Raw genomic sequence first — 21,482 nt, 5'->3', positions numbered from 1 at the left:
CCCGTGCCATGGAGCCGACCGTCTCATGTCTGAAATCACCATCCTCGTCATCGAAGACGATCCCGCCGTCCGCCGGGGGATCGTCGATGTGTTGGAGTATGCCGGCTACCGGACGCTCGAAGCGGCGGACGGCCACGCCGGCATGGACCTCGCGCTGAAAGCGAATTTCCGGCTGCTTCTGTTGGATCTGGTCATGCCCGGGCCATCCGGATTCGACATTCTCGAAGCGTTGAAAAAGAAACGCCCCGGCCAGGCGGTGATCATTCTATCAGCTCGTGGTGAGGAGAACGACCGCGTCCGCGGCCTTGTCAACGGTGCCGACGACTACGTGGTGAAACCCTTCAGCATGAAGGAGCTGTTAGCGCGCGTCGATGCCGTGCTGCGTCGGACTTGCGAACGCACCGCACCCGCCGACAGCCGCGAGGTTCCGGGCGGCAAGGTTGATTTCAAGGAACGCGTCTTGATTTTCAGTGACGGTCGCCGCGAGGAACTTTCCGACCGCGAGAACGACCTGCTTCGTTACCTGCTCGATTCCAACGGTCGCATCATCAGCCGCGAGGAAATCCTGCGCAATCTCTGGGGCCTTGATCCCGACCGCACCGAGACGCGCACCATCGACATGCACATCATGCACCTTCGCGCGAAACTCGGCGACAAGGACCAATCCCTGCTCGCGACCGTCCGCGGCAAAGGCTATCGTTGGATGTCATGAAACCCACCGCCCGGAGTTCAAACTTCAGTTTGTCTTCCTCCATTTTTCCAGCGAAACATCAAGACAAGCTGAAGCTTGGACTCCGGACGATCCACCCATGAAAATTTCCCGCGGCGTCCTCATCTGGGCCACCCTCGCGCTTTGCGGCGTGATGGTGTTAGGAGCGATGACGTGGCTGACGCGTGGAGTGCTTGCTTCCGAAAAAGAACGCGCTGTCGCCGAAGCCCGCGCCGATCTGGAAGAGCGCACACGCCTCGCCCTGTGGCGGATGGATGCCTTGGGGGCGGTGATCGTAGCGGGGGAAAACCGTCATACCCCCGCCGACTATGGCGCGGGATCGGCGGCATTTCCCACTCCCGGTGATCCGGTGGTGAAACTTCATTTCGAGCTCCGCCAGAGCGGCAAGCTGACGTCCCCGGAAACCGAATCCGGGCAACCATCCAAACTGGTGGCACTGAGGGATTTGCTTCGAAAAAGTCCGATTCCCGGCGAGGAGTGGTCGCAACTCACCTGCGCCGCCGAAGCCGGTGAGACCGCTTGGAACGCAGTTCCCAAGCAGGCGCTCCAACAGAAATTCGACAACCAGATGCTGCGCCAGACCAAGGGCGGCTCCCAAGTGCGCGGTGATGCCAGTTATCAATCGAACTCCAGCGGAACGGAACTCGCACAGCGGGCGAAAACCGTGGAGGAAACGGTTATCAGTTCTAACATTGGAAACCAGATCGATCTCACGCAGTCTCCGATCAGGGCCGATGCCAACCAGATCCTCGATCTGGGAGTCATGCGGGCGGTCTGGGTGGGTGATGAATTGCTGCTGCTGCGCCAATTCACCACCACCTCCTCCGGTGTGGTGGAAAAAGGCATCCAGGGCGTTTGGTTTGATCGTGAAATTCTCAAGCAACGGCTGCTCGCCGAAATCAAAGACCTGCTGCCCGCTTCGAATCTGGCGGTTGTCGGCAGCGGTCCGGGTGCTTCGCGGGATCCGCTGACGTTGGTTTCGTTCCCACTCGGATTGTTGCGGAACGAGTCGGCTCCGGCAGCGGATTTTCCGCTCAACGGCCCGTTGATCATCGGCTGGGCGGCCGTCCTGCTCGCGCTCCTAACCGCATCCCTGCTCGTCCACGGCGTCATGCGGCTCAGCGAACGCCGCGCGTCGTTTGTTTCCGCCGTCACTCACGAGCTCCGCACGCCTCTCACAACCTTCCGCCTCTACTCCGACATGCTCGAAAGCGGCGCGGTGAAAGAGGGGAAACGCGGCGACTACCTCCGCGTGCTCTCGCGCGAGGCGGACCGGCTTTCCCACCTCGTTGAAAACGTACTTTCGTTTTCCAAGGTCGAGCGCGGTAGCGCCCGCTCGGTCGTCCGCGAAACGAGCGTCGCAGGGTTGCTCGAACCCATGCGCGAACGCCTCGAAGCCCGGCTTGCCACCGCCGGACTCACTTTGGAAATGGACGGGACTGGCGAGTCGAAGGTCCGCGTGGACAGCGCCGCTGTGGAACACATCCTCTTCAATCTAATCGACAACGCGGCGAAATACGCGGCGAACGGAGAGCCACCGAAAGTGGAAATCCGCAGCGTGACGTCCGGCCGGTTTTTGGAAATTACCGTCAGCGACCACGGCCCCGGGATTCCCGAGTCGGAACGCGGCCGCATTTTCCGTGCTTTTCACAAATCCGCCCGCGAAGCCGCCGAAAGCCGCCCCGGCGTGGGCCTCGGACTCGCGCTTTCCCGCCGCCTCGCCAAGTCGCTTGGTGGCGGGCTGACCTGCGTGGATTCGAAATCGGGCGCGTGTTTCGTGCTCCGGCTGCCGCTGGTGGTCTCCTGAGGGTTAATAAGAGGAACCCTTACCTTGGCTCGATGTCGCTCTGGTTGCAAACCGCCCGATTTGGCGGGTGTTTCGTGCGTTATACCATTTATCGTAAGTTGATTACGAATATTATTAAGTAATACTAACTTTAAACTCGTCAGGACTAAATGAACCTGACAAGTATCCCGCGAGTCAAATCTAACCCTTCATCGGGTTCCTGATTCGCGAGGTGGAGGGGTTGGGATTTTCCCGAAAGTGAAGAGCAAAACCCTGAATTTTCGCAAAGCGATGGGCTTGGAAAATCCAATCCAGTCGTTCAGCCAACCATTCAAATGAAACGCTTCCTCCGTTCCTGCCGGACCCTGTTCAACTCTGATTCGATCCACCGAAAAGACAGCTCGGTCGGCAAATTCACGGTCCGCCGTGGAATCCAGGAAAAATCACGGCTGATCCTTGCGAGCGGATTCATGCTCGGCCTCCTTCCCATGGCGGCGCATGCGGCCTCGGGGATCACCGTCACCAACGCGAACAACAGCGGTGCCGGTTCCTTGCGTCAGGCGATGAGCGATGTTCCGGACGGCGGCGTGATTGATTTCGACCCGGTGGTTTTCACCGATGCCTCGCACACCATCACCTTGGCGAGCGAGCTGCTTTTGACCAAGACCGCAACCCTCGATGCCAGCGCGATTGGCAGCGGAGTGACCCTCACGGGAAACCATGTGACCCGCGTGATGAGCGTGACCGCGGCGGGGAATCTCACCCTGAAGAAGCTGGCTCTCCGCGACGGAAACAGCTCGGGTGCGGCGGCCAGCGGCTTCGGCGGAGCGCTCTTCAATGCAGGTTTCGCCAGCCTTCAGGATTGCACCTTTGCCGACAGCAGCGCGCTCAACTACGGCGGCGCGGTTGCCAATTCGGGAAGTCTCGAAGTCATCCGCTGCACGATCTCCGGCAGTAGCGCGGGCTCACTCGGTGGGGGAATTTACAGCGCGAGTTCCGGGACTTTGATCCTGAAAAACTCGACTCTCACCGGCAACACGGCGGTCCTCTTCGGCGGCGCGATTTATCACACCAGCCCGCTGACCTTGATCCACGCCACGCTTTCCGGAAACCACGCAGGTAACAAAGGCGGCGGAATCTACAACGATTTCGGCAGCGCTTTAACCCTCAGAAGTTCGATCGTCGCTGGCAACACTGCTCCCGTCAGCGAGAACTTCTTCGGCCCGTTCACCGTTTCGCCCTCCAATCTGACCGATGGCGACCCGAAGCTCGCGCCGCTGGGAGATTACGGTGGCCCGACCCTGACGATGCCGCCACAACCGGACTCGCCGGCGATCGATCATGCGAATGATGAGAACCTTGCAACCGATCAGCGCGGGTTTCCGCGTGATTTGGCGGACGGTCCGGACATCGGTGCGGCCGAAGCCGAGGTCGGCGATTACAATCCGAATGGACTGACGCTCCACACCCGGGTGCCATCGGGCGACTCCGCCGGGGCGTTTGAAATTTCCACAGATCCGCAATTCCTGCCGGTGGTCACCACTTACGCCGGAACAGGAGTGGCCGGACTGGCCGACGACTACCGCACTTCCGCGAAATTAGGCTATCCATCGTCGGTGGCGCGGGACGAACTCGGAAACACCTTCATCGCCGATTCCGGAAACCATCGGATCCGCATGATCGATTCGGCTGGAAACCTCACCACCATTGCGGGAAGCGGCCAGTTTTCCGGATTGGCCAACGGCCCCGGACCGAACGCCGCATTTTCGTTTCCTTCCGCCGTCGCGGTGGGTCCCGATGGCAATGTTTACGTGGCCGACACCTTCAACCACCGAATCTGCAAACTGGCTCGGCCGGCGGTCGTCGGCGGAGTTTGGACGGTCAGCACCCTGGCCGGCCCCAATAGTCCGGGAAATGCCGGCTTTTTGAACCAGCCGGGAAGCGCGGCGCGCTTTAATTATCCCTACGGAATCGCTCTGGACGCGGCCGGGAATGTTTACGTGGCGGATTCGCTAAACAACCGCATCCGCAAGGTGACGCCCTCCGGCGGCGTCAGCACCTATGCCGGTTCCGGCACCCTCGGCCTGGTGGATTCCACCACGCCGTCCACGGCGCAATTCGACACGCCCAAGGCGGTTTGTGTCCTCGGTAGCACCGTGTATGTCGCGGACACGGGGAACAATTGCATCCGCAAGATCACCTCCGGCGGTTCGCTTGCCGACGCGGTGAGCACCTTCGCCGGATCTTCGACAGGCGTGCCGGGCGATTCCGACGGCACGGGAACCGCTGCGGCATTCGACTCGCCATCAGGCATCGCCACCGATGGTGCGGGTGCCCTTTACGTCGCCGACGAGCAGAACCACCTGATCCGCAAAATCACCTCTGCCGCCGATGTCACCACCGTGGCCGGAGCGGGCACCGACGGATTTACCAATGGGAAATCGGACATCGCGGAATTTAACGCTCCGACCGGCCTGATGGTCGCGCCCGACGGCAACCTGATTGTCGCAGACAGCCAAAACCACGTGCTGCGCCGCATCATCATCGAGAACACCAAGTTGTTCTCCAGCTTGGTCAGCGGGGATGTCAATGGCGCGGGCCAACAGCAGGTCAACGCCGTCCTCAATGCCGCGGCGCTTGGCCTCGACCCTGGCGCGGTTTATTATATCCGCTGGGTTTCCTCGACCACCGCGATCACCCAGAGCATCGGCCTGCGGTTCACGCTCTATCAACTTCCGATTCTGACGACGGAGCCAGCCAGCAATCTGATCCCGACCTCCGCGCAACTCAACGCGACGGTCGATCCGAAAGACAACCTAACCGAAGTTGTTTTCGAATACTCGACCGATCCGGACCTGCTGCCACCCTACGGTGTGAGCACCTTGGCGGGCTCCCTCGTCGCTGGATTGGCCGGGCCATCGGGCATCGCGGCGGACGGCAGTGGTGGTGTTTATGTGGCGGACCGCTCGGGAAATCGGATTCTGCACATCACTGCGGCTGGCGTGGTCAGCACGTTTGCGGGCTCCGGAGTGGCCGGATTCGCCAATGGCAACGGCACGGCAGCCAAGTTTGAGAAGCCGGGCGGGCTGGCGATCGATGCCAGCGGAAATCTCTACGTTGCGGATGAATTCAATCACCGCATTCGTAAAATCACTTCGGCAGGTGCCGTGTCCACCCTTGCGGGTTCCGGTGTCGCCGGATTCGGCGACGACTTGGCGAACGCAGCGCTTTTCCTCAATCCCACCGGAGTCGCGGTTGACGCGGCGGGCAACGTGTTTGTCGCAGACACCGGCAACCATCGGATCCGGAAATTCTCTATCGGCACCGGCAGCGTGACGACTCTAGCAGGCACCGGTGTCTCGGGCATCACGGCTGATGGATCGGCAGACTTGGCCAAGTTCGCCTCACCGCGCGGCATCGCGGTGGACGCCGCAGGCTCCCATGTCTGGGTGGCGGATACCGGGAACCAGTGCGTCCGCCTGATTTCCTCCGGCGATGTTTTCACCCTTGCGGGAGATGGCACGGCGGGATTTGCCGATGGCTCGGGACCTTCCGCCCGGTTTTCCTCGCCGACGGGGATCGCGGTCGATGGTGACGGTGTTGTCTTCGTCTCGGACTCCGGAAATCACCGCATCCGGCGTGTGGAAACGGGCGGCGATGTTAGCACGCTTGCCGGTTCCGGCATCAGCGGAACGGTCGATTCCCCAGTCGCCGGGAGCGGACTGTATCCCGCCACGGCTGCCCAATTCAGCTCGCCCTCCGGCATCGCGGCCGATGCTGCGGGCCGCATTTTTGTCACTCAAGGAGGGATCGTTCGTGAAATCGCCCGGGCTGCCGCACTGCCGACCGTGGCGGTGACGCCGCGTGCTTCCGGCAGTGGAGACCGGCTAGTTTCCGCAGACATTCCGCAACCGTTGTTGCCAAATACGACTTACTATTTCCGCGCCGTGGCCACGAACTACCGTGGCACAGTCACCGGCGATACGCTGGATTTCCTGACTCCCCAAGCCGGCATCACCGTGTTCGACGGAGCCACCACGAGCGATCCTGCGATCCTTGACGAGCAGGTCGATGCCGTCGATTTCGGAAACACTCCGACCGGCCACCCGGTCACCCGCCAGGTCACCATCACCAACCCCGGCAGCTACAAGCTGAATGTTAGTTCGGTGACCCTGCCCGCCGGCTATCAGCTCGCGGCGGGTCCGTGGGTCATCGCTCCTCTTGATTCGCTCACGCTCGGACTTGCTCTAACCGCCACCACGGCGGGGACCTTCAGCGGCAATGTTACGATCCACAGCGACGCGCCGGACCAGGCGACGTTCACTTTCCCGATCACCGGCTTGGTGCTCGATCCGCCGGTGGTGACCACCCTCGCGGCCAGCAACACCACCGGCGCTACAGCGACTTTGAACGCCAGCGTCAATCCTCGGGGCAGCAGCACGAACGTTTGGTTCGAGTGGTCGCTGGATCCGGAGTTCGACGGTCTAACGGTCAGCACGGTGACGGGTTCGGATCTTTTGCAACCCTCCGGCCTCGCGAGTGATGTCTCAGGAAACATCTACGTCGCCGACACGCTGAATCACCGGATCCGCAAGGTCGCTCCGAATGGGACCACCACTACCTTCGCCGGGACCGGCGTGGCTGGATTCGCCGACGGACCGGGGACTTCCGCGCAGTTTAACGAGCCGATCGGTCTGGTGATGACCGGCAGCGGCATCCTCTTCGTGGCGGATTCGAAAAACCACTGCATCCGGGCAATCACGCTGGCGGGAAGTGTCAGCACCTTCTCCGGCCTCGGCACACCGGGCTTCACCGACGGTGTTCCGGCGGCAGCGCGTTTCAACCTTCCGTCCGGACTCGCCATCGACGGCAACGGAACCCTCCACCTGGCGGACCGCGGCAATCATCGCATCCGTCTCATCGGACCCGACGGCACCGTCAGCACTCTCGCAGGCACCGCGACCGCGGGCTCCACCAATGGATCGGTTAGTGTGGCGCGATTCGACAACCCCGTCGGCATCGCCGTGGACGCGGCGGGCAATACGTATGTCACCGAGGCTGCAAGCCATGCCATCCGCAAGGTCGCTGCTGATGGAACCACCGGCATTTTCGCAGGCTCCGCGACGGTGTCAGGTTTCACCAACGCGACCGGTGCCAGTGCCCGATTCTCCAATCCCGCCGGTCTCGCGATCCGCGTGGATGGCACCCTGCTCGTTGCCGACAAGGGCAACCACCGCATTCGTTCCGTTAGTCCAACCGGCGTGACCGCCACCTACGTGGGGTCCGGCACTTCGGGGACGACCGATGGTCTCGGCGAGGTCGCTCGTTTTGATCAACCCATCTCGCTGGCCAATACTCCAACAGGCGGCGTTGCTGTCGGTGAAACAAGCCACACCACCCTGCGGAGAATCAACTCCACCCAAGTGCTGGTGCAAGCCGCGACCGGCCTAACGGGAACCTCCACCCTGCCTGCGGAGACCACGATCACCGGGCTCACGAGTGGTTTGATTTACTATTTCCGCACCATCGCCACCAACGGCGGCGGCACGACCATCGGAGCCACCCTGACCTTCGGAGATCCATTCCTGATCTGGCAGATCCAAAATTTCGGCGCCAACGCGACCAATCCACTCATCGCCGGAGCCGCGGCCATTCCTAACAACGACGGGGTGAGTAATCTTCTGAAATACGCCTTCCACATGGATCCATCCGTTTCGGGGGTCGTAGGCCTTCCTGCCCTGGGAGACGAAGCGGGCGAGCTCAGCCTGATCTACACCAAGGTCCTCGCCGCGACCAACCTCGTTTATACACCGGAATGGTCCACCGACCTGATCCACTGGAGTTCCGCAGGAGTCACCCAGGAAATCATGAGTGACAACGGCACCACACAACAGGTTTGCGCCTCCATCCCCTCCACTGCCGGTGGAGCGAAGTTCCTCCGCATCAACGTCACTTTGCAGCAGCCATGACCCATTCATTTCCTTTCATGAAATCCTTATTCCATCTGCTGACACGAAGCCTGATTGTCGGGGTGTTGTCCCTTGCCGGGTTTACCCATGCCCAGAGCGCCACCCAATCGGTCACACTTACTGCCGGTTGGAATGCTGTTTGGTTAGAAGTCGAGCCGGTGGACAACGCCGGGCAGACCCGCGCGCCGCAGGATGTTTTCAGCAATCCCGCCATCCTCATGGCGGCCTCGCCCAAGCCGCTCGCCGGGCTGGCGGAATTTTTCGCCGAGGATCCGGACTCCATCGGCACGTTCAACCAGGACGAGTGGCAGCAATGGAAAAGGACCGACCCGTCCGGAGGAAACGACCTTGCCGCCATCAGTGGCAACCGTCCCTATCTGATCCAAGTCGCGCCGGGCACGGCGAACTTCACCGTGACCGTGACCGGAAAGGCAGTGTTCTTCCGTCCCACTTGGAATCCCGACCGCTACAACCTCGTCGGCTTCGGACTGCAAGGAACTCCCACGTTTGATCAGTTCTTCGGTCCTTCCGGCACCAAACACGCCGTTTCCAAAATTTTCTCCCTGAATGCCGCCACCGGCAACTGGCAGCGTGTCACCGGGACCGCGGCCATGACTTCCGGCCAGGCCTACTGGGTCTTCTGCTCGGGTCCATCCAGCTACATGGGGCCTGTTTCAGTTAGCTTCGACTCCGCCAGCAACGGCAAACTCGGATTCGGCGGCCCGTCCGATGTCGTGACCGTCGGCTCCGGTGTCGATAAGCTCGAACTCGATCTCGAGGAAATTGTTTTCAGCAACCTCGGAACCACCAGCGCCACGCCGCAGCTCGACCTGATCTCCACCAGCGGCAGCGGACTCGCACTCCACGTCGTCAGGCCCGCCGCTAACAGCCTCGCCTACGAACGGGGAAACCAGGTGGACTCCGCATTGGGTGCGGGAAGCAGTGCCTCCCTCGGCGAAACCATCGCCACCCTGAAAACCTCCACGCTTTCGCTCGGTGCGTTGCGCGGTTGGAATGACGACGCCCCGCGCACCAATCTCTATCGGCTCAACACCTCGCCCACCGGCGCCTCTTTCTGGCTGCCCGTCACCGCCATCCGCAGCGAGGTCCAGCAGAACTCCGGCGTCGTGGCCGGCGTTCCCGCCAGCACGGTGACCGGTTTGTGGGTCGGCGAGGTGATCGCGGATTCCGTCACCAGCATCGTCGAGGACGGCTCGCCTATCAGAAAATCCGCCGGCACCGCACCGGTGCGGGTGATTCTCCATTCGGATGCCAACGGCCAGGTGCGGCTGCTCTCACAGGTCACCATCATGCAGACGAAAACCGCCGACCCGGAAATCGCCCCGCTGCCGGTGCTGGTGGTGGATCCCGCCAAAATTCCGTTTTTCGAAGGCGTCAAGGAGCGCAACGGCAAGAAGGTCGGCGTGCGTCTTGATTCGATCGCCTACGACATGCCCCGCAAGTTAGACTCCGTGAGCCAGCAATCCCTGATCAACGATCCGAAATTCCTCGCTCTCACCAACCTCTCCGCGGCACTGCAAATCGCCCTCGCCAAAGACCCTTCCATCCGGACCACGGCGGATAACAACCTGATCTCGTCCAGCACCGCCGCGATCAATGCCGCCAAGGCCACCATTCCGAGCCTGTTGCCCGGCTACCTGCTCTCCAGCAGCATCCGTCCGTCGAAATTGACCGAGGCCTATCAGCTATCCATTTCCGCGAACGGCTCCATCGGGATGGGCCAGTCGGTCACCGCCGCGTTCAACCTCGATCCCTTCCACCGGAGCAATCCGTTCCGCCACGCCTATCATCAGAATCTTCCCAAGGGACCGGATATCAACCGAACCATGACGTTCACTTTTGATTCCGAACAAGCCGTTTCAGACCGCCTCAAGGGCACCTTCAGCGAGACCCTCCACGGTCTCATCAAAACCGATCTCACACTCACCGGACGTGTTGAGTTCCGCCGTGTCAGCCCTGTCGCCACTCTCGAAGGAGCCCAATAGGACCTACCCCCATGACTCTCTCTGCCATCACTCCATTCTCGATCCCAAGTCTGATGAAAAAATTTCCGTTACCGAACCGGATCCTGACCTTGCTTGCCACCTTTTGCCTCGTGGCCCTGTCCGCAGGCACCGCCATGGCCGCACCTAACATCGCCGTAGAGCAGTCCGCCGCAAATATCGCCGACGGCGGATCCAAGGACTTCGGTTCGATCAATGTGGGATCCAGCACGCCGCTGACCTTCACGATCAAGAACACGGGTGACGCGGATCTCACCGGTCTCACCATCACCAAAAGCGGGACGAATTCCGGCGATTTCACCGTCACCCAGGTCAGCCCGGCGTCGATACCGATTGCCGCTGCGGGATCCGCGACATTTACCGTTACCTTCAGCCCCGGAGCACGCGGTGCGAGAACCGCCGCTCTCTCTATCGACAGCAACGATCCGGACGAGAATCCCTTCGACATCACGCTCACCGGCACCGGCCTCTCGCCGGAAATCGATGTGGTCCAGGGAAGCAGCATCACCGATGGAGGCTCGAAAGATTTCGGCTCCGTTGCCGCGGGATCTGGGAACTTGCTGACCTTCACGATCAACAACTCCGGAAACACGAATCTCACCGGACTGGCCATCACCAAGAGTGGCGCGAACTCCGGCGATTTCATCATCACCCAGGTCAGCCCGGCCGCGCCCGTGGCGGCGGGTGGCAGCACGACTTTCACCGTGAGTTTCACCCCGTTAGGCCGGGGAACCCGCGCCGCGGCCATCAGCATCGCGAACAACGACAGTGACGAGGGCCCTTACAACATCAGCCTCACCGGCACCGGCCTCGCACCCGAAATCGCGGTGGACGAAAGTGGAGGCATCAGCTCGGGAGGTTCAAAATCCTTCGGAAACGTGGAAATCGGCACGAATACCAGCCTGACCTTCACCATCAGCAATACCGGCGACGCCGATTTGACCGGACTGGTCGCCAGCTTGAGCGGAACGAATTCCTCCGACTACACCATCACGACCAGCCCGACCGCACCGGTGAGCTCCCCGTCGGGGACCACCGCCCTCACGGTCAAGTTCACTCCCTCCGGCCGGGGTGCCCGCGCGGCGGCCCTTTCGATCACTAACAACGACCCGGATGGCAGCGAATCGCCGTTTGTCATCAACCTTACCGGCACCGGCACCGCTCCCGAGATCGAAGTGCAGGGACCTACCTCCAACACGATTCTAACCGGCGGTACCCAGGCCTTCGGATCCGTCGTAGTGGGTGCCACCGGCAAGCTGACTTTTTCCATCAGAAATACCGGTGATGCCAACCTCTCGGGACTGGCGATCACCAAGGACGGCGCGAACTCGGTCGATTTCACGGTGGCTTCCCCACCAAGCGCTTCCGTCGTTGGTGGCGGCGGTGTCACGACCTTCGTCATTAATTTCGTCCCTTCCGCCGGCGGAAGCAGGACCGCCACTCTCCACATCGCCAACAACGATCCCGACGGAAATGAAAACCCCTACAACATCGTCGTCACCGGCAGCGGAGACGCTCCCGCCTCGGGCAGCGATGGATTCGGCTACACCATGGGCACCACTCCGGTCAACGCCCTGAACCTGAAAACAACGGATGCCGACGTGGTCACTGCCGCCGACCTTTCCGGGGACGACTACGCCCAGTCCATCAGCATCGGATTCCCGTTCTATTTCTATGACCAGACCTACAGCACTTTATCAGCTTCGACCAACGGCCTGATCACCTTCGGCGGATCCTCGACGAGCTTCAGTCCGCTGCCGATCCCGAACGCCTCCACTCCTAACAATTTCATCGCTCCGTTCTGGACGGACATGGTGAAGGGCGGCAGCAGCAACATCCTCTACACGACCCGAGGTTCCGCGCCGAACCGGGTGTTCATCATCGACTATCAGGACATGGAGGAATACGCGAACTCCGCCGCGAGGATTTCCTTCCAGGTCATCCTCTACGAGGGCAGCAACTCGATCGAGATGCAGTTCAAGAAAATCAACGGCTTCAGCGCCACCCGCAACGTCAGCATCGGGATCGAAGGTCCCACCGGAGCGGTCGGCATTTCGCACAAGTCGCTTTTGCAAAAACCGAGCATCCCCAGCGCCGTCACCTTCTCGCGGCCTGTCGTGATCAAGGTGGAGAGCAAATTCCAAAAGCCCGATGGCACCTCGATCGACGTGGGGAATCTTGCAGTCGGCCTCAACCCTGAAATCGGAACGATCAAGGCTCCCTACGAGTCCGTGAAACGCTTCGAAGCCCCCGAGTTTATCTATCTGGACGAGACCTTCAACCAACTCAGCGCGGGTGCCGGTGAATACCCGCCGCCAACGGGTGGGTCCACCGCTTACTACCGCCTCGTCAACGACGGCTACGCCATCGACGGCCAGGTGATCCAGGGAACGCACACGTTCTTCACGACCACCCTGACCCACGACGTCACCGTCATCTGGCGGTGGAAACTCGAGTATGCCGCCTTCGTCGAGACGGTGGACTTGGATGGCAACACGCTCAGCGCAGGAGCGGGGGTCGGCAACCCGAGCCCTTCTATCGGCCGCCACTGGTATGCCAAGGATTCCCCATTTGCCGCCTCCATTGACCGTGCGGTCGGCAATGATTCGCTCGGCTTGGACGTCGCCGGATTCCGCTACACAGCGAAGACCTACGAATTGAATCTCCCGGACGGCACTTCCGGCCTGCGGAGTGCTCCGGCGGTCACCCAACTGAGTCCGACAGGAAACCGCGTGGCCACCGCGCCGGTCACTGTCACCGGTTGGATCAGGTTGAAATGGACCATGGCCGCACAGGTTCGCTACCGTTTCTCCGCAGCAGGTCCGACCAGCGAGGGCAGCGCTCCTTTCCGCGGACTCTCGTTCGTGCGGGTTTATAACAAGGCCCGCACCGCTCTCGAACCGACTTCCGCAAGCTATCCGAACCCGCTTCTTGGCAACGCGAGCTTGAACGAAATCTGGATCGACGCCGGACGCAAGGTCGAGGTCGGATCGTTCTATCGAACTAACGACCGCTATTACACGCTCGGCGATTTCCCATCGCCACCGAGCGGTAACCTGAACGCCGTCGGCACGAACATCGCGCTCTTCAGCGACGTGATGGTGGATGCCGGCGCGACGCTGGCGGTTGGAAACCGCGTGGCCCGGGTCTTCACCGTGCAGGCAGCGACCGCTCCGACCGAGATCGGCTTCTCCTATGTTCCCACGGTTTTCCGGGCGGAAATCCCGCTCGGCCAGTCCTTCGACGCCACGAACCCGAACCTGCAACTCGTCCCGGACATTTGTGATGGCGCTGTTTTGCGCACCGACGACCGCGGCCCCGCCGACGGCTTTGTTCGCGTGGGCGCCCTTTCCACCGGCCAGGCTACCGGCACGCCGGTGCGTTGGGATCAGGTCGGCCAAAGTCTCTTCCCGGTGCATCCCGGCAGCTATCAGCTCGACTGGCCCGATTCTAACAATCCCGCGAGAAGCTATAAGATCGAAGTTGTCTCCGCCTATCCCGGTGATACCGCGCAACTGGCGTCCGCCCGTGAAACGAAGCTCTCCAGCGGAGATTCGAAAAGGCAGTTGGCCGGCACCGCCTATGTCTTCACCTCCGATCTTCCACGGGTGGATGCGGAGTTCCCCGGAAGCGCGGTGGCTCCGACACCGGACGCGCATTACCGTCACCTCTATGATCCCATCGCGGCCCGCAACATGCCGACGAAACTGGACATCAGCACCAGCGACGAATGGTCGTTCCGCGAACTCACCTACGCCGATCAGGGCACCGGCGCGAGCGTGGATGCCAGCACCTCCAAGGCCTTCAGCGTGACCGGCAGCGGCCGCAGCGTCCTGCTCTACAGCTTCCGCCCGAATCCGGACGAGGCCGCCGACGGCACCGCTAACAAGGAGCAGCTCGCCGTCCGTGTCGTTAGATCCAGTCCATCCGTCGTGATTCCCCGCACGGACTCGCGGCTCGTTCTCGGGCAGCATGGTTTAAAACTCGGAAACGGCCTGGCTGGTTCGGGCGGTGCATACGGCGTCGTGCAAACCGGAGCCACGCCTGCGGTGACCTCGGTGCCATCCGGAGATAAATTTGTCGTGGATTTCTGGCTCAATGCGAAAGGCCTCACGACTTCTCCCGCAATGACCCTCGGCAGTTGCAAGACGGTCAGCGGATCTTCGACCCTCATTTGCGCCAGCACCAACGGCATCGTGCCGGAAATGACTCTAACCGGCACCAACATCCCGGCGGGAACCAAGGTTACCTCGGTCGTCAACGCCACCACCCTGGTGCTCAGCGCAGCGGCGACCGGATCGAAAACCGGACTGACTCTCACCGCGTCCAATAAACCGGTTACCATCCTCAGCACCGGCGGCGGCGGACTCAAGGTTTCCCTCAATGCCGACGCCTCCACGGTCACCGCGAACTTCCGCGGCGTGCCGATCACCCACGATCTGCCATTGGCTGGCGCGGGATGGCGTCACTATGTGGTCCACGTTTTCACCAACACGCTTTTCGGCACCGGTGTGACGGTCGTGGATTTCTATCTGGACGGCGTTCGCAAGGAACAGAGCTTTGTCACCAGTTGGTATCCCGGCTCCGCGGATTCTTCCGTCGGCACCACGGTGGATGCGAACTCGCTGCGTCTCGGCGTCGATGCCGATCCGCTCAACGGATTGAAGATCGACCAATTCCGTTTCTTCAGCCTGGGCACGGATACCAAGGGTTACCTCAAGGGCAGCGAGCTCCGGCTGCTGCGCACCGAGCGTGACATGACGCTCGCCGCGAAACAACTCCGGTCGGTTAGTCCCAAGCTTTGGTTCAATTTCGAGGCGAGTCCCTCCAGTGGCAGGTTCGTCAACCTCGGGACGCTGGCCAACGTCGCGATCGGACCGGTTAGCGGTTCCGGAACCTACCCGGAAACATGGGCGGATACCGACCTTCAGGAAGTCGCCACGCGCATCGACAGTACGCTTGATAACGCCGGATTCAGCGGCACCGGCTACATCCTCAACTTGGTCTCTAACTACAACGCGGGCCTCTACAACCGCACGGCCGAGGTAGGCACCTGGGGCCCTGTTTTCCCGGTCAACCACAGCCAGCTCTTTACCGACGCGGCGAAAAAACTTGAGATCACCTACTACGAGAATCCCTACATCACCGACCGCGGCCCCAACCCCAACGTTGCGTGGCCGTATGTGACCACGGAATTCAAGGATGTCGTTTTCCCAACCAACGGGGAAAACAAGGACAAGCGGATCTTCATTGCCAGCCGCATCGGATCCGAAGGCGTGGACAACAATGGCAGGCCGCAGAAAGTCTTCGACCTCTCGCAGTTTTCCAGCTTTAAAATTTATAACCAAGGAGATATCGCCAAGGCGGGTTACAATCCGAATGAAGAGCACGCCCTCGCCGCCGCATCCGGCCGGGCCGCGCTCAAGGTGAAGAGCCTCGGCGACGGAATTCCTAACAATTCGCCGCTCGCCGCCTTCGCCCTTCAGGCGGATGCCAACCTAACAACATCGCCCTACACCTCGGAACCCTGGGTGCTCATACAGGTGAACAACCTGCGGACCGGCGAGCCGGAAATGGCCGCATATGGCGTGCGAAAGACCCGCACCGGGACGGTCGCCTTCCCACGTCCGACGGACGCCGTGGTCCAAGCCACTCCCGGCCTCGCCTATGAGCCGGCCACCAATCCGGAGGACCGTTTCCTCACGCTGGATCCGTCGAAGACCTACAACCTCACCTACAAGTTCGAGTTTCCCGTCTTCGCCGGCGACCTCGTGATCCCGCCCTATCCGCTCAACATCGTCATCGGCAACGTCGCGATGCAGGACGAGCGCGGCGGAAACATCCAGGTCGGTGGCGTCAACCGCCGCACCCTGTGGCGCGATGTGAACAGGAAGGCATGGGTCGTCTCAGGTGACGGCAGCTTCTTCAACCAGTATTTCTATCCGATGCGTGGCGATTTCTATCTACCGACAATGCCCGCCAACGGCACACCCGTGGCATGGTTGCCGGATACCAAGGTCTTCACCGGCACGGGCACCAGCATCGAACCCGTCAAGGTCGTCTATACCAGCAAGTGGCGCTCGGACTATCCGAAACTCAAGCGCGGCGAGACGCTCACCTATCAGGGCGGTGAGTATTTCAACGAGAACCCCGGCTCCAACGGACTTCCCGCCCTCGTCGCGATGAAGGCGGCGGAAATCGTCTATGATTCCAGCACGCCGGAAATGGTGATCGGCGCGGCGACCTCCGCCGAGGTCGGCAAGGCATCGGCGCAGATCATCCGTCCGCTTGACCGCCGTGAGAAGACCGGTTTCACCGCCGCCCAAATGAGCTCCGCCGGCTTCACGCCCGCAGAGACCGCGAAGCTGTTGATCATCGCCGAGCGCTGGTTCTTCAAGGATCTGCCGGGCTCGCTCGGCAAGCGGTTCTACTACGATTCGCTGGCGTCCACCCTCGTTTTCCGCGGCTATCTGAACGACAAGGACAGCGGCAACTCGAAACTGACCTCCGGCCCGGACCCGCTCAATCTGCTAGAACCGAACGTCATGACGCTGGACGAATACACCAGCATCCGCGCCTTGTCCGCGGACTCCGCCTGGAGGACGGCCATTGACGACATGTTCAAGCTTTCCCAGAACCCGAATGCGGCTACGGCGCTTCCCGGCAGCCTGACTGCCCCGGTTTTCCTCCAAGGCGTCAAGGCGGCGCCTGCCGGAGGTGGCTTGCCCGAGGTGAAGAAATTCTGGAAATCCGATCTATCGGCCACGGTCACCTCGCCGGATCCGGTCCTCACGCGCCTCGACAGCTTCGGCGTCGGTTCCGCGCTGGTTCCCAATTCCTCGCTCCTGACGCAGACTCCCACAGGCTCTCTCTACGTCACCGTCGCGGAGAACAACCGCTCCGAGCTCAACGGCGCGGCGATCTCGCTTCACATCATCGAGATCGTTCCGGACCGTTACCGCGGCGCGATCAAGGTGGTGGAAAGCACCGATGCCTTCAGCGAAAAGGTCATGCTTCTCCACAACGGCGAGTTCGGCGCGAACACCGGCGACCTCTATTATGAATGGTGGATCAGAGACGCCGCACCGCTTGACCTGGTCGCCAGCGAAGTCTTCCCTAACGGAAATCTGGCGGAAACCGATTCCTCGGGCCACACGCTGTGGCAGCAATACCTGCCGAAGAACCGCCTCGAAAACGGGACACTCACCGACGCCCAGAAACACCTCGGACTGAACAGCATCGTCTTCGAAGGACGGCCCGACGTCACCCTCGCGGACAAGCTGGTGCTCATGCGCTATCGTCACAAGAACGAGACCGGTTGGAATCTGATTCCGTTCGAGTTCAACAACGCCTCGCTCACTTGGAAACCCGGAAGCCCCGCTCCCTTCCAATGGGCGGGCGCGGCCAACTCGCCACAGCTCCAGGCCGACGGCAGCAAGCGCTACATCCCGCAGCTCGTCATGGGCTGGGTGAAGCGCGTCCTCGACCGCATCAACCCTTACGAAGCGCGCTACACCGACTTCTTCTCTAACGAAAGTCCGGCCACCTACTCCAGCCAGATCCAGATCGCCGGCGGACCTTTCGCCGGAAAAGTCGCGCTCAACTCCGACAAGAACGTCATTGAGAACACGGGCCTGATCGAACTCTATGAAACCATCCTGCAACGGGCCAAGGAGCTGTCCATCGACAATTCCTCGAATCCGGTTAGCACCGACGGTATCAACCAGGCATTGCTGCTCGCCGCCACCCGCTTGTCGGTTCTTTACGAACTGCTTGCCCGCGAGGCCTACAGCGATGCGCAGGACTCCACCATCACCGTCTCGGATGACGGCGGATTGGCCAACGTCGCCTCGTTCACCCACGCCTTCCAGAATTTCGAACCCGACCTCCTCCACGAGGAACTCGGGCTGCTGCGCGGCACCGATTTCCGCAAGAGCTACCCGGTTTATAACCGCGAGTTCTGGAACTACGCCAAGGGTCTCGGCGAGGCTGCCTACAACGTCAATTATAACATCTACGATGCGAACAGCGATGGCTTCATCAACGAGAACGACGCACGCATTCTCTATCCGCAAGGCCACGGCGACGCTTGGGGCCACTTCGTCAACGCGCTCAACAAACACTATGACCTGCTCCAGGCTCCTAACTTCAACTGGAGAACACGCTCCGAGTTGTATTCCCTGATGCAGAACGTGCTGGAAGTCGATTTCCTCGATGAGAAAACCTTCGCCAAGCTTGCCGCCGCCAAGGCTCGCGCCGGGCGGGACATCGTCCGCGACACCTATCGCCTGAAATACACCGAGGACCCCGACGGCCAGTGGCAGGGCTACACCGACGGTGCCGATCCGGCCCGCGCGTGGGGCGTTTCCGAGTGGGCACACCGCGCCGGACAAGCCGCATATTTTGACTGGGCGGTGGCCAACGCTCTGCTTCCTGCGGATGCCGCCGCCGCGACTCCGGTGACGAATCCGGAAGGACTCGACAAGATCGAGCGCCTCGGGGCCAAGGATGAGGTCAGTGAAATCGCCGCTGGTTTCTATGAAATCCAAGTTGCCATGGACGATGCGGACGGAGGAGTAAATCCGCTAGGCTTCGATTCCGACGCCATCACCTTCGACATCGACCCCACGAAGGACAGCGAGAGCGGAGACCTCGTTACCCATTTCGAGCAAATTTATAACCGCGCCGTTTCCGCAGGCACCAACGCGCTTGCCACATTGGATTTCGCCGCCAAGGCGGACAACAAGCTGCGCCGCATCGCGGATGACACCGACGGCCTGATCGCCGAGGCCATGCGCCAGGACATCGATTACCGGAACCGCCTCATCGAGATCTTCGGTCGTCCATACACTGGCACCATCGGATTCGGAAAAGCCTTCCCGGAAGGCTACGAGGGGCCTGACAACCTGCTCTTCGCCTATCTGGACAGGACCAAGGTCGAGCAGATCATTCCTAGCGGAACCACCTCGACGACCACGGCGACGCTGGATTTCAATGATATCAGGAACACCGTCACCGGTCTGGCGGATGACGGAACTCTTAAGGATATCTACGGTAGCACATCCGGCGGAAGCTCCCAGCTCACCACCGCGGTGCAGGCATTCATCAAGGGCAACAAGTATGAGGATCCGACGGTGACCTTCAGCATGCCCGTCGCCCGCGCTTCGGCATATGGCTATCAGGCACCGACCGGTTGGGGCCAGCGGACGAGTTATGGAAAAATCCAACAGTCCCTCGAAGCCATGCTCAACGAAGAGGTAGGCCTCAAGGGTGACATTGACGCCTACACGGCTTTCCTCGGTGACTATCAGGCGCAGACGATCCGCTTGAAAAACCAGATCGACATGATCGCAAAGAAAGAAGGATTGGCTGACAAAATCCAGGGAACGCGAGCTGGGATCAATACGGCGATCGTCGTCGCGGAAACTGCGATTGGTATCGCCAAGATCATTGGCAACACGGTTGACAAAACCGCAACAGCGATTTCCGAAGCATTTCCGACGAGTATTGGATTCTCCAATGACGTTACTTCGATCGCCCGTGGAATCGCGCTTGCGACAGCTGTTGGAGCGAACGTTGCACTGGACACCGCGACCGAAGTGAAGGACATCGGGACCCGCATCGCTGAACTTGTCCGTGACGAAGTTATTGCCGGCCTCGAGCGTTCGGGTGTTCGCGTGGACTATGTGGCGGAAATCGAAGGAATGTTAGTGGAACTCAAGGCGACTTCAGGAAATGAAGGACCGCTCCGTGCCGCTATCGGCGCACGGTTGCAGAACCTTGAAATCCTGCGACAGGAGTATTTCACCGCCCAGTCGGAGGGATTCCGTCTCCTGCGCGAGCGCGAGGCTTTCAACAAGACGCTCGCCGCCACGGTGCAGAAGAACCGCTATCAGGACATGATCTTCCGTCTCTCCCGCAACGAGGCGATGAGCAAATACCAGACCGCGTTCGATAACGCGGCCCGCTACACCTGGCTAACCGCCAAGGCCTACGACTACGAGACGAGTCTCGATCCCGGCCATCCCGCGGCTCCAGGTCCTGTCTATGACCAGATCGTGAAGGAGCGCCAGCTCGGCCTCTGGACAGACGGCGAGCCCAAGTCGGGTCAGAACGGATTGGCGGAAATCCTCAACCATATGAACGCCAATTTCCAAGTGCTCAAGGGCCAGTTAGGAATCAATAACCCGCAGACCGCGACGGAAAAAATCTCCCTACGCAGCGAGTTCTTCCGTATCGGGCCTGCTCTGGCGGAAGGCGGCACGGCGGCCAGCGATGACCGCTGGAAGGACGCGCTCAAGGCCCGGATCGTGCCGGATCTCAACAAAATGCCCGAGTTTGTCCACTACTGCCGGCCGTTCGCAAGTTCCACGACCGCGCAGCCCGGACTTGTCATCAGGTTCTCCACAAGCATCGAGCCCGGACTCAATGTCTTCGGTCGCTCGCTGCTTCCCGGGGATCACAACTACAGTTCCGCCAACTTCGCCACCAAGGTGCGGGGCTTCGGGGTCTGGTTGGAAAACTACAATGCCGCCGGACTCGCCACCACCCCGCGCGCCTATCTGGTTCCTATCGGAAATGACTTCCTCCGTGCCTCCAGTTCGGCGACGCCGTTCACCCGCATGTGGAGTGTCAACGAGCAGCGCATCCCCACTCCGTTTGTCATCAACCAGAGCAACCTGACCGCGCCCGGCTTCATCCCCACGCTCAACGGCGTGGATGGTGGCTACGGCGAACCAAGGCGACACGGCGATTTCCGGATGTATCATGACAACGGCGATCCCGAGGCCGACGACAGCGAGCTGGTTCTCGACTCGCGCCTGATAGGTCGCTCGGTCTGGAACTCCGAGTGGATGCTCGTCATCCCCGGTGCCGGTCTCAGCGCCGATCCCATCACGGGCCTGACGAAACTCTCCGACACCATCGGCGACATCAAGCTCTACTTCAAAACCTACTCCCATCAAGGCCAGTGA

General features: G+C 61.0%; 5 protein-coding genes. All 5 read left to right on the top strand.

Annotated features, from left to right (window positions below; genetic code table 11):
• Positions 1–25: 25 nt before the first annotated feature.
• The 5 genes from ABIQ96_RS12275 to ABIQ96_RS12255 all read left to right on the top strand — a co-directional run bounded on the left by ABIQ96_RS12275 (position 26) and on the right by ABIQ96_RS12255 (position 21,482).
• The gene (locus tag ABIQ96_RS12275) at positions 26–712 is read left to right on the top strand and encodes a response regulator transcription factor (RefSeq protein WP_348214886.1); all 687 of its coding nucleotides are present in this window, start codon (positions 26–28) and stop codon (positions 710–712) included.
• 97 nt (positions 713–809) lie between these two features.
• A complete protein-coding gene (locus ABIQ96_RS12270) occupies positions 810–2,537 on the top strand; it encodes a HAMP domain-containing sensor histidine kinase (protein WP_348214885.1) in 1,728 nt (575 codons plus the stop codon).
• A gap of 314 nt (positions 2,538–2,851) precedes the next feature.
• Positions 2,852–8,485, top strand: coding sequence for a choice-of-anchor Q domain-containing protein (locus ABIQ96_RS12265; RefSeq protein ID WP_348214884.1), 5,634 nt, complete (start codon positions 2,852–2,854; stop codon positions 8,483–8,485).
• Positions 8,486–8,502: 17 nt separating this feature from the next.
• Complete coding sequence (locus tag ABIQ96_RS12260; protein ID WP_348214883.1) at positions 8,503–10,491, top strand: hypothetical protein; 1,989 nt, start codon at positions 8,503–8,505, stop codon at positions 10,489–10,491.
• An 11-nt stretch (positions 10,492–10,502) separates the two neighbouring features.
• The gene (locus tag ABIQ96_RS12255; RefSeq protein WP_348214882.1) at positions 10,503–21,482 is read left to right on the top strand and encodes a choice-of-anchor D domain-containing protein; all 10,980 of its coding nucleotides are present in this window, start codon (positions 10,503–10,505) and stop codon (positions 21,480–21,482) included.

It is taken from the genome of Luteolibacter sp. (assembly GCF_039920825.1).
In the GTDB taxonomy this organism is placed as follows: Bacteria; Verrucomicrobiota; Verrucomicrobiia; order Verrucomicrobiales; family Akkermansiaceae; genus Luteolibacter.
Note: the sequence above shows the minus strand (reverse complement) of the source record. Positions and strands in the feature narration are given on the sequence as shown.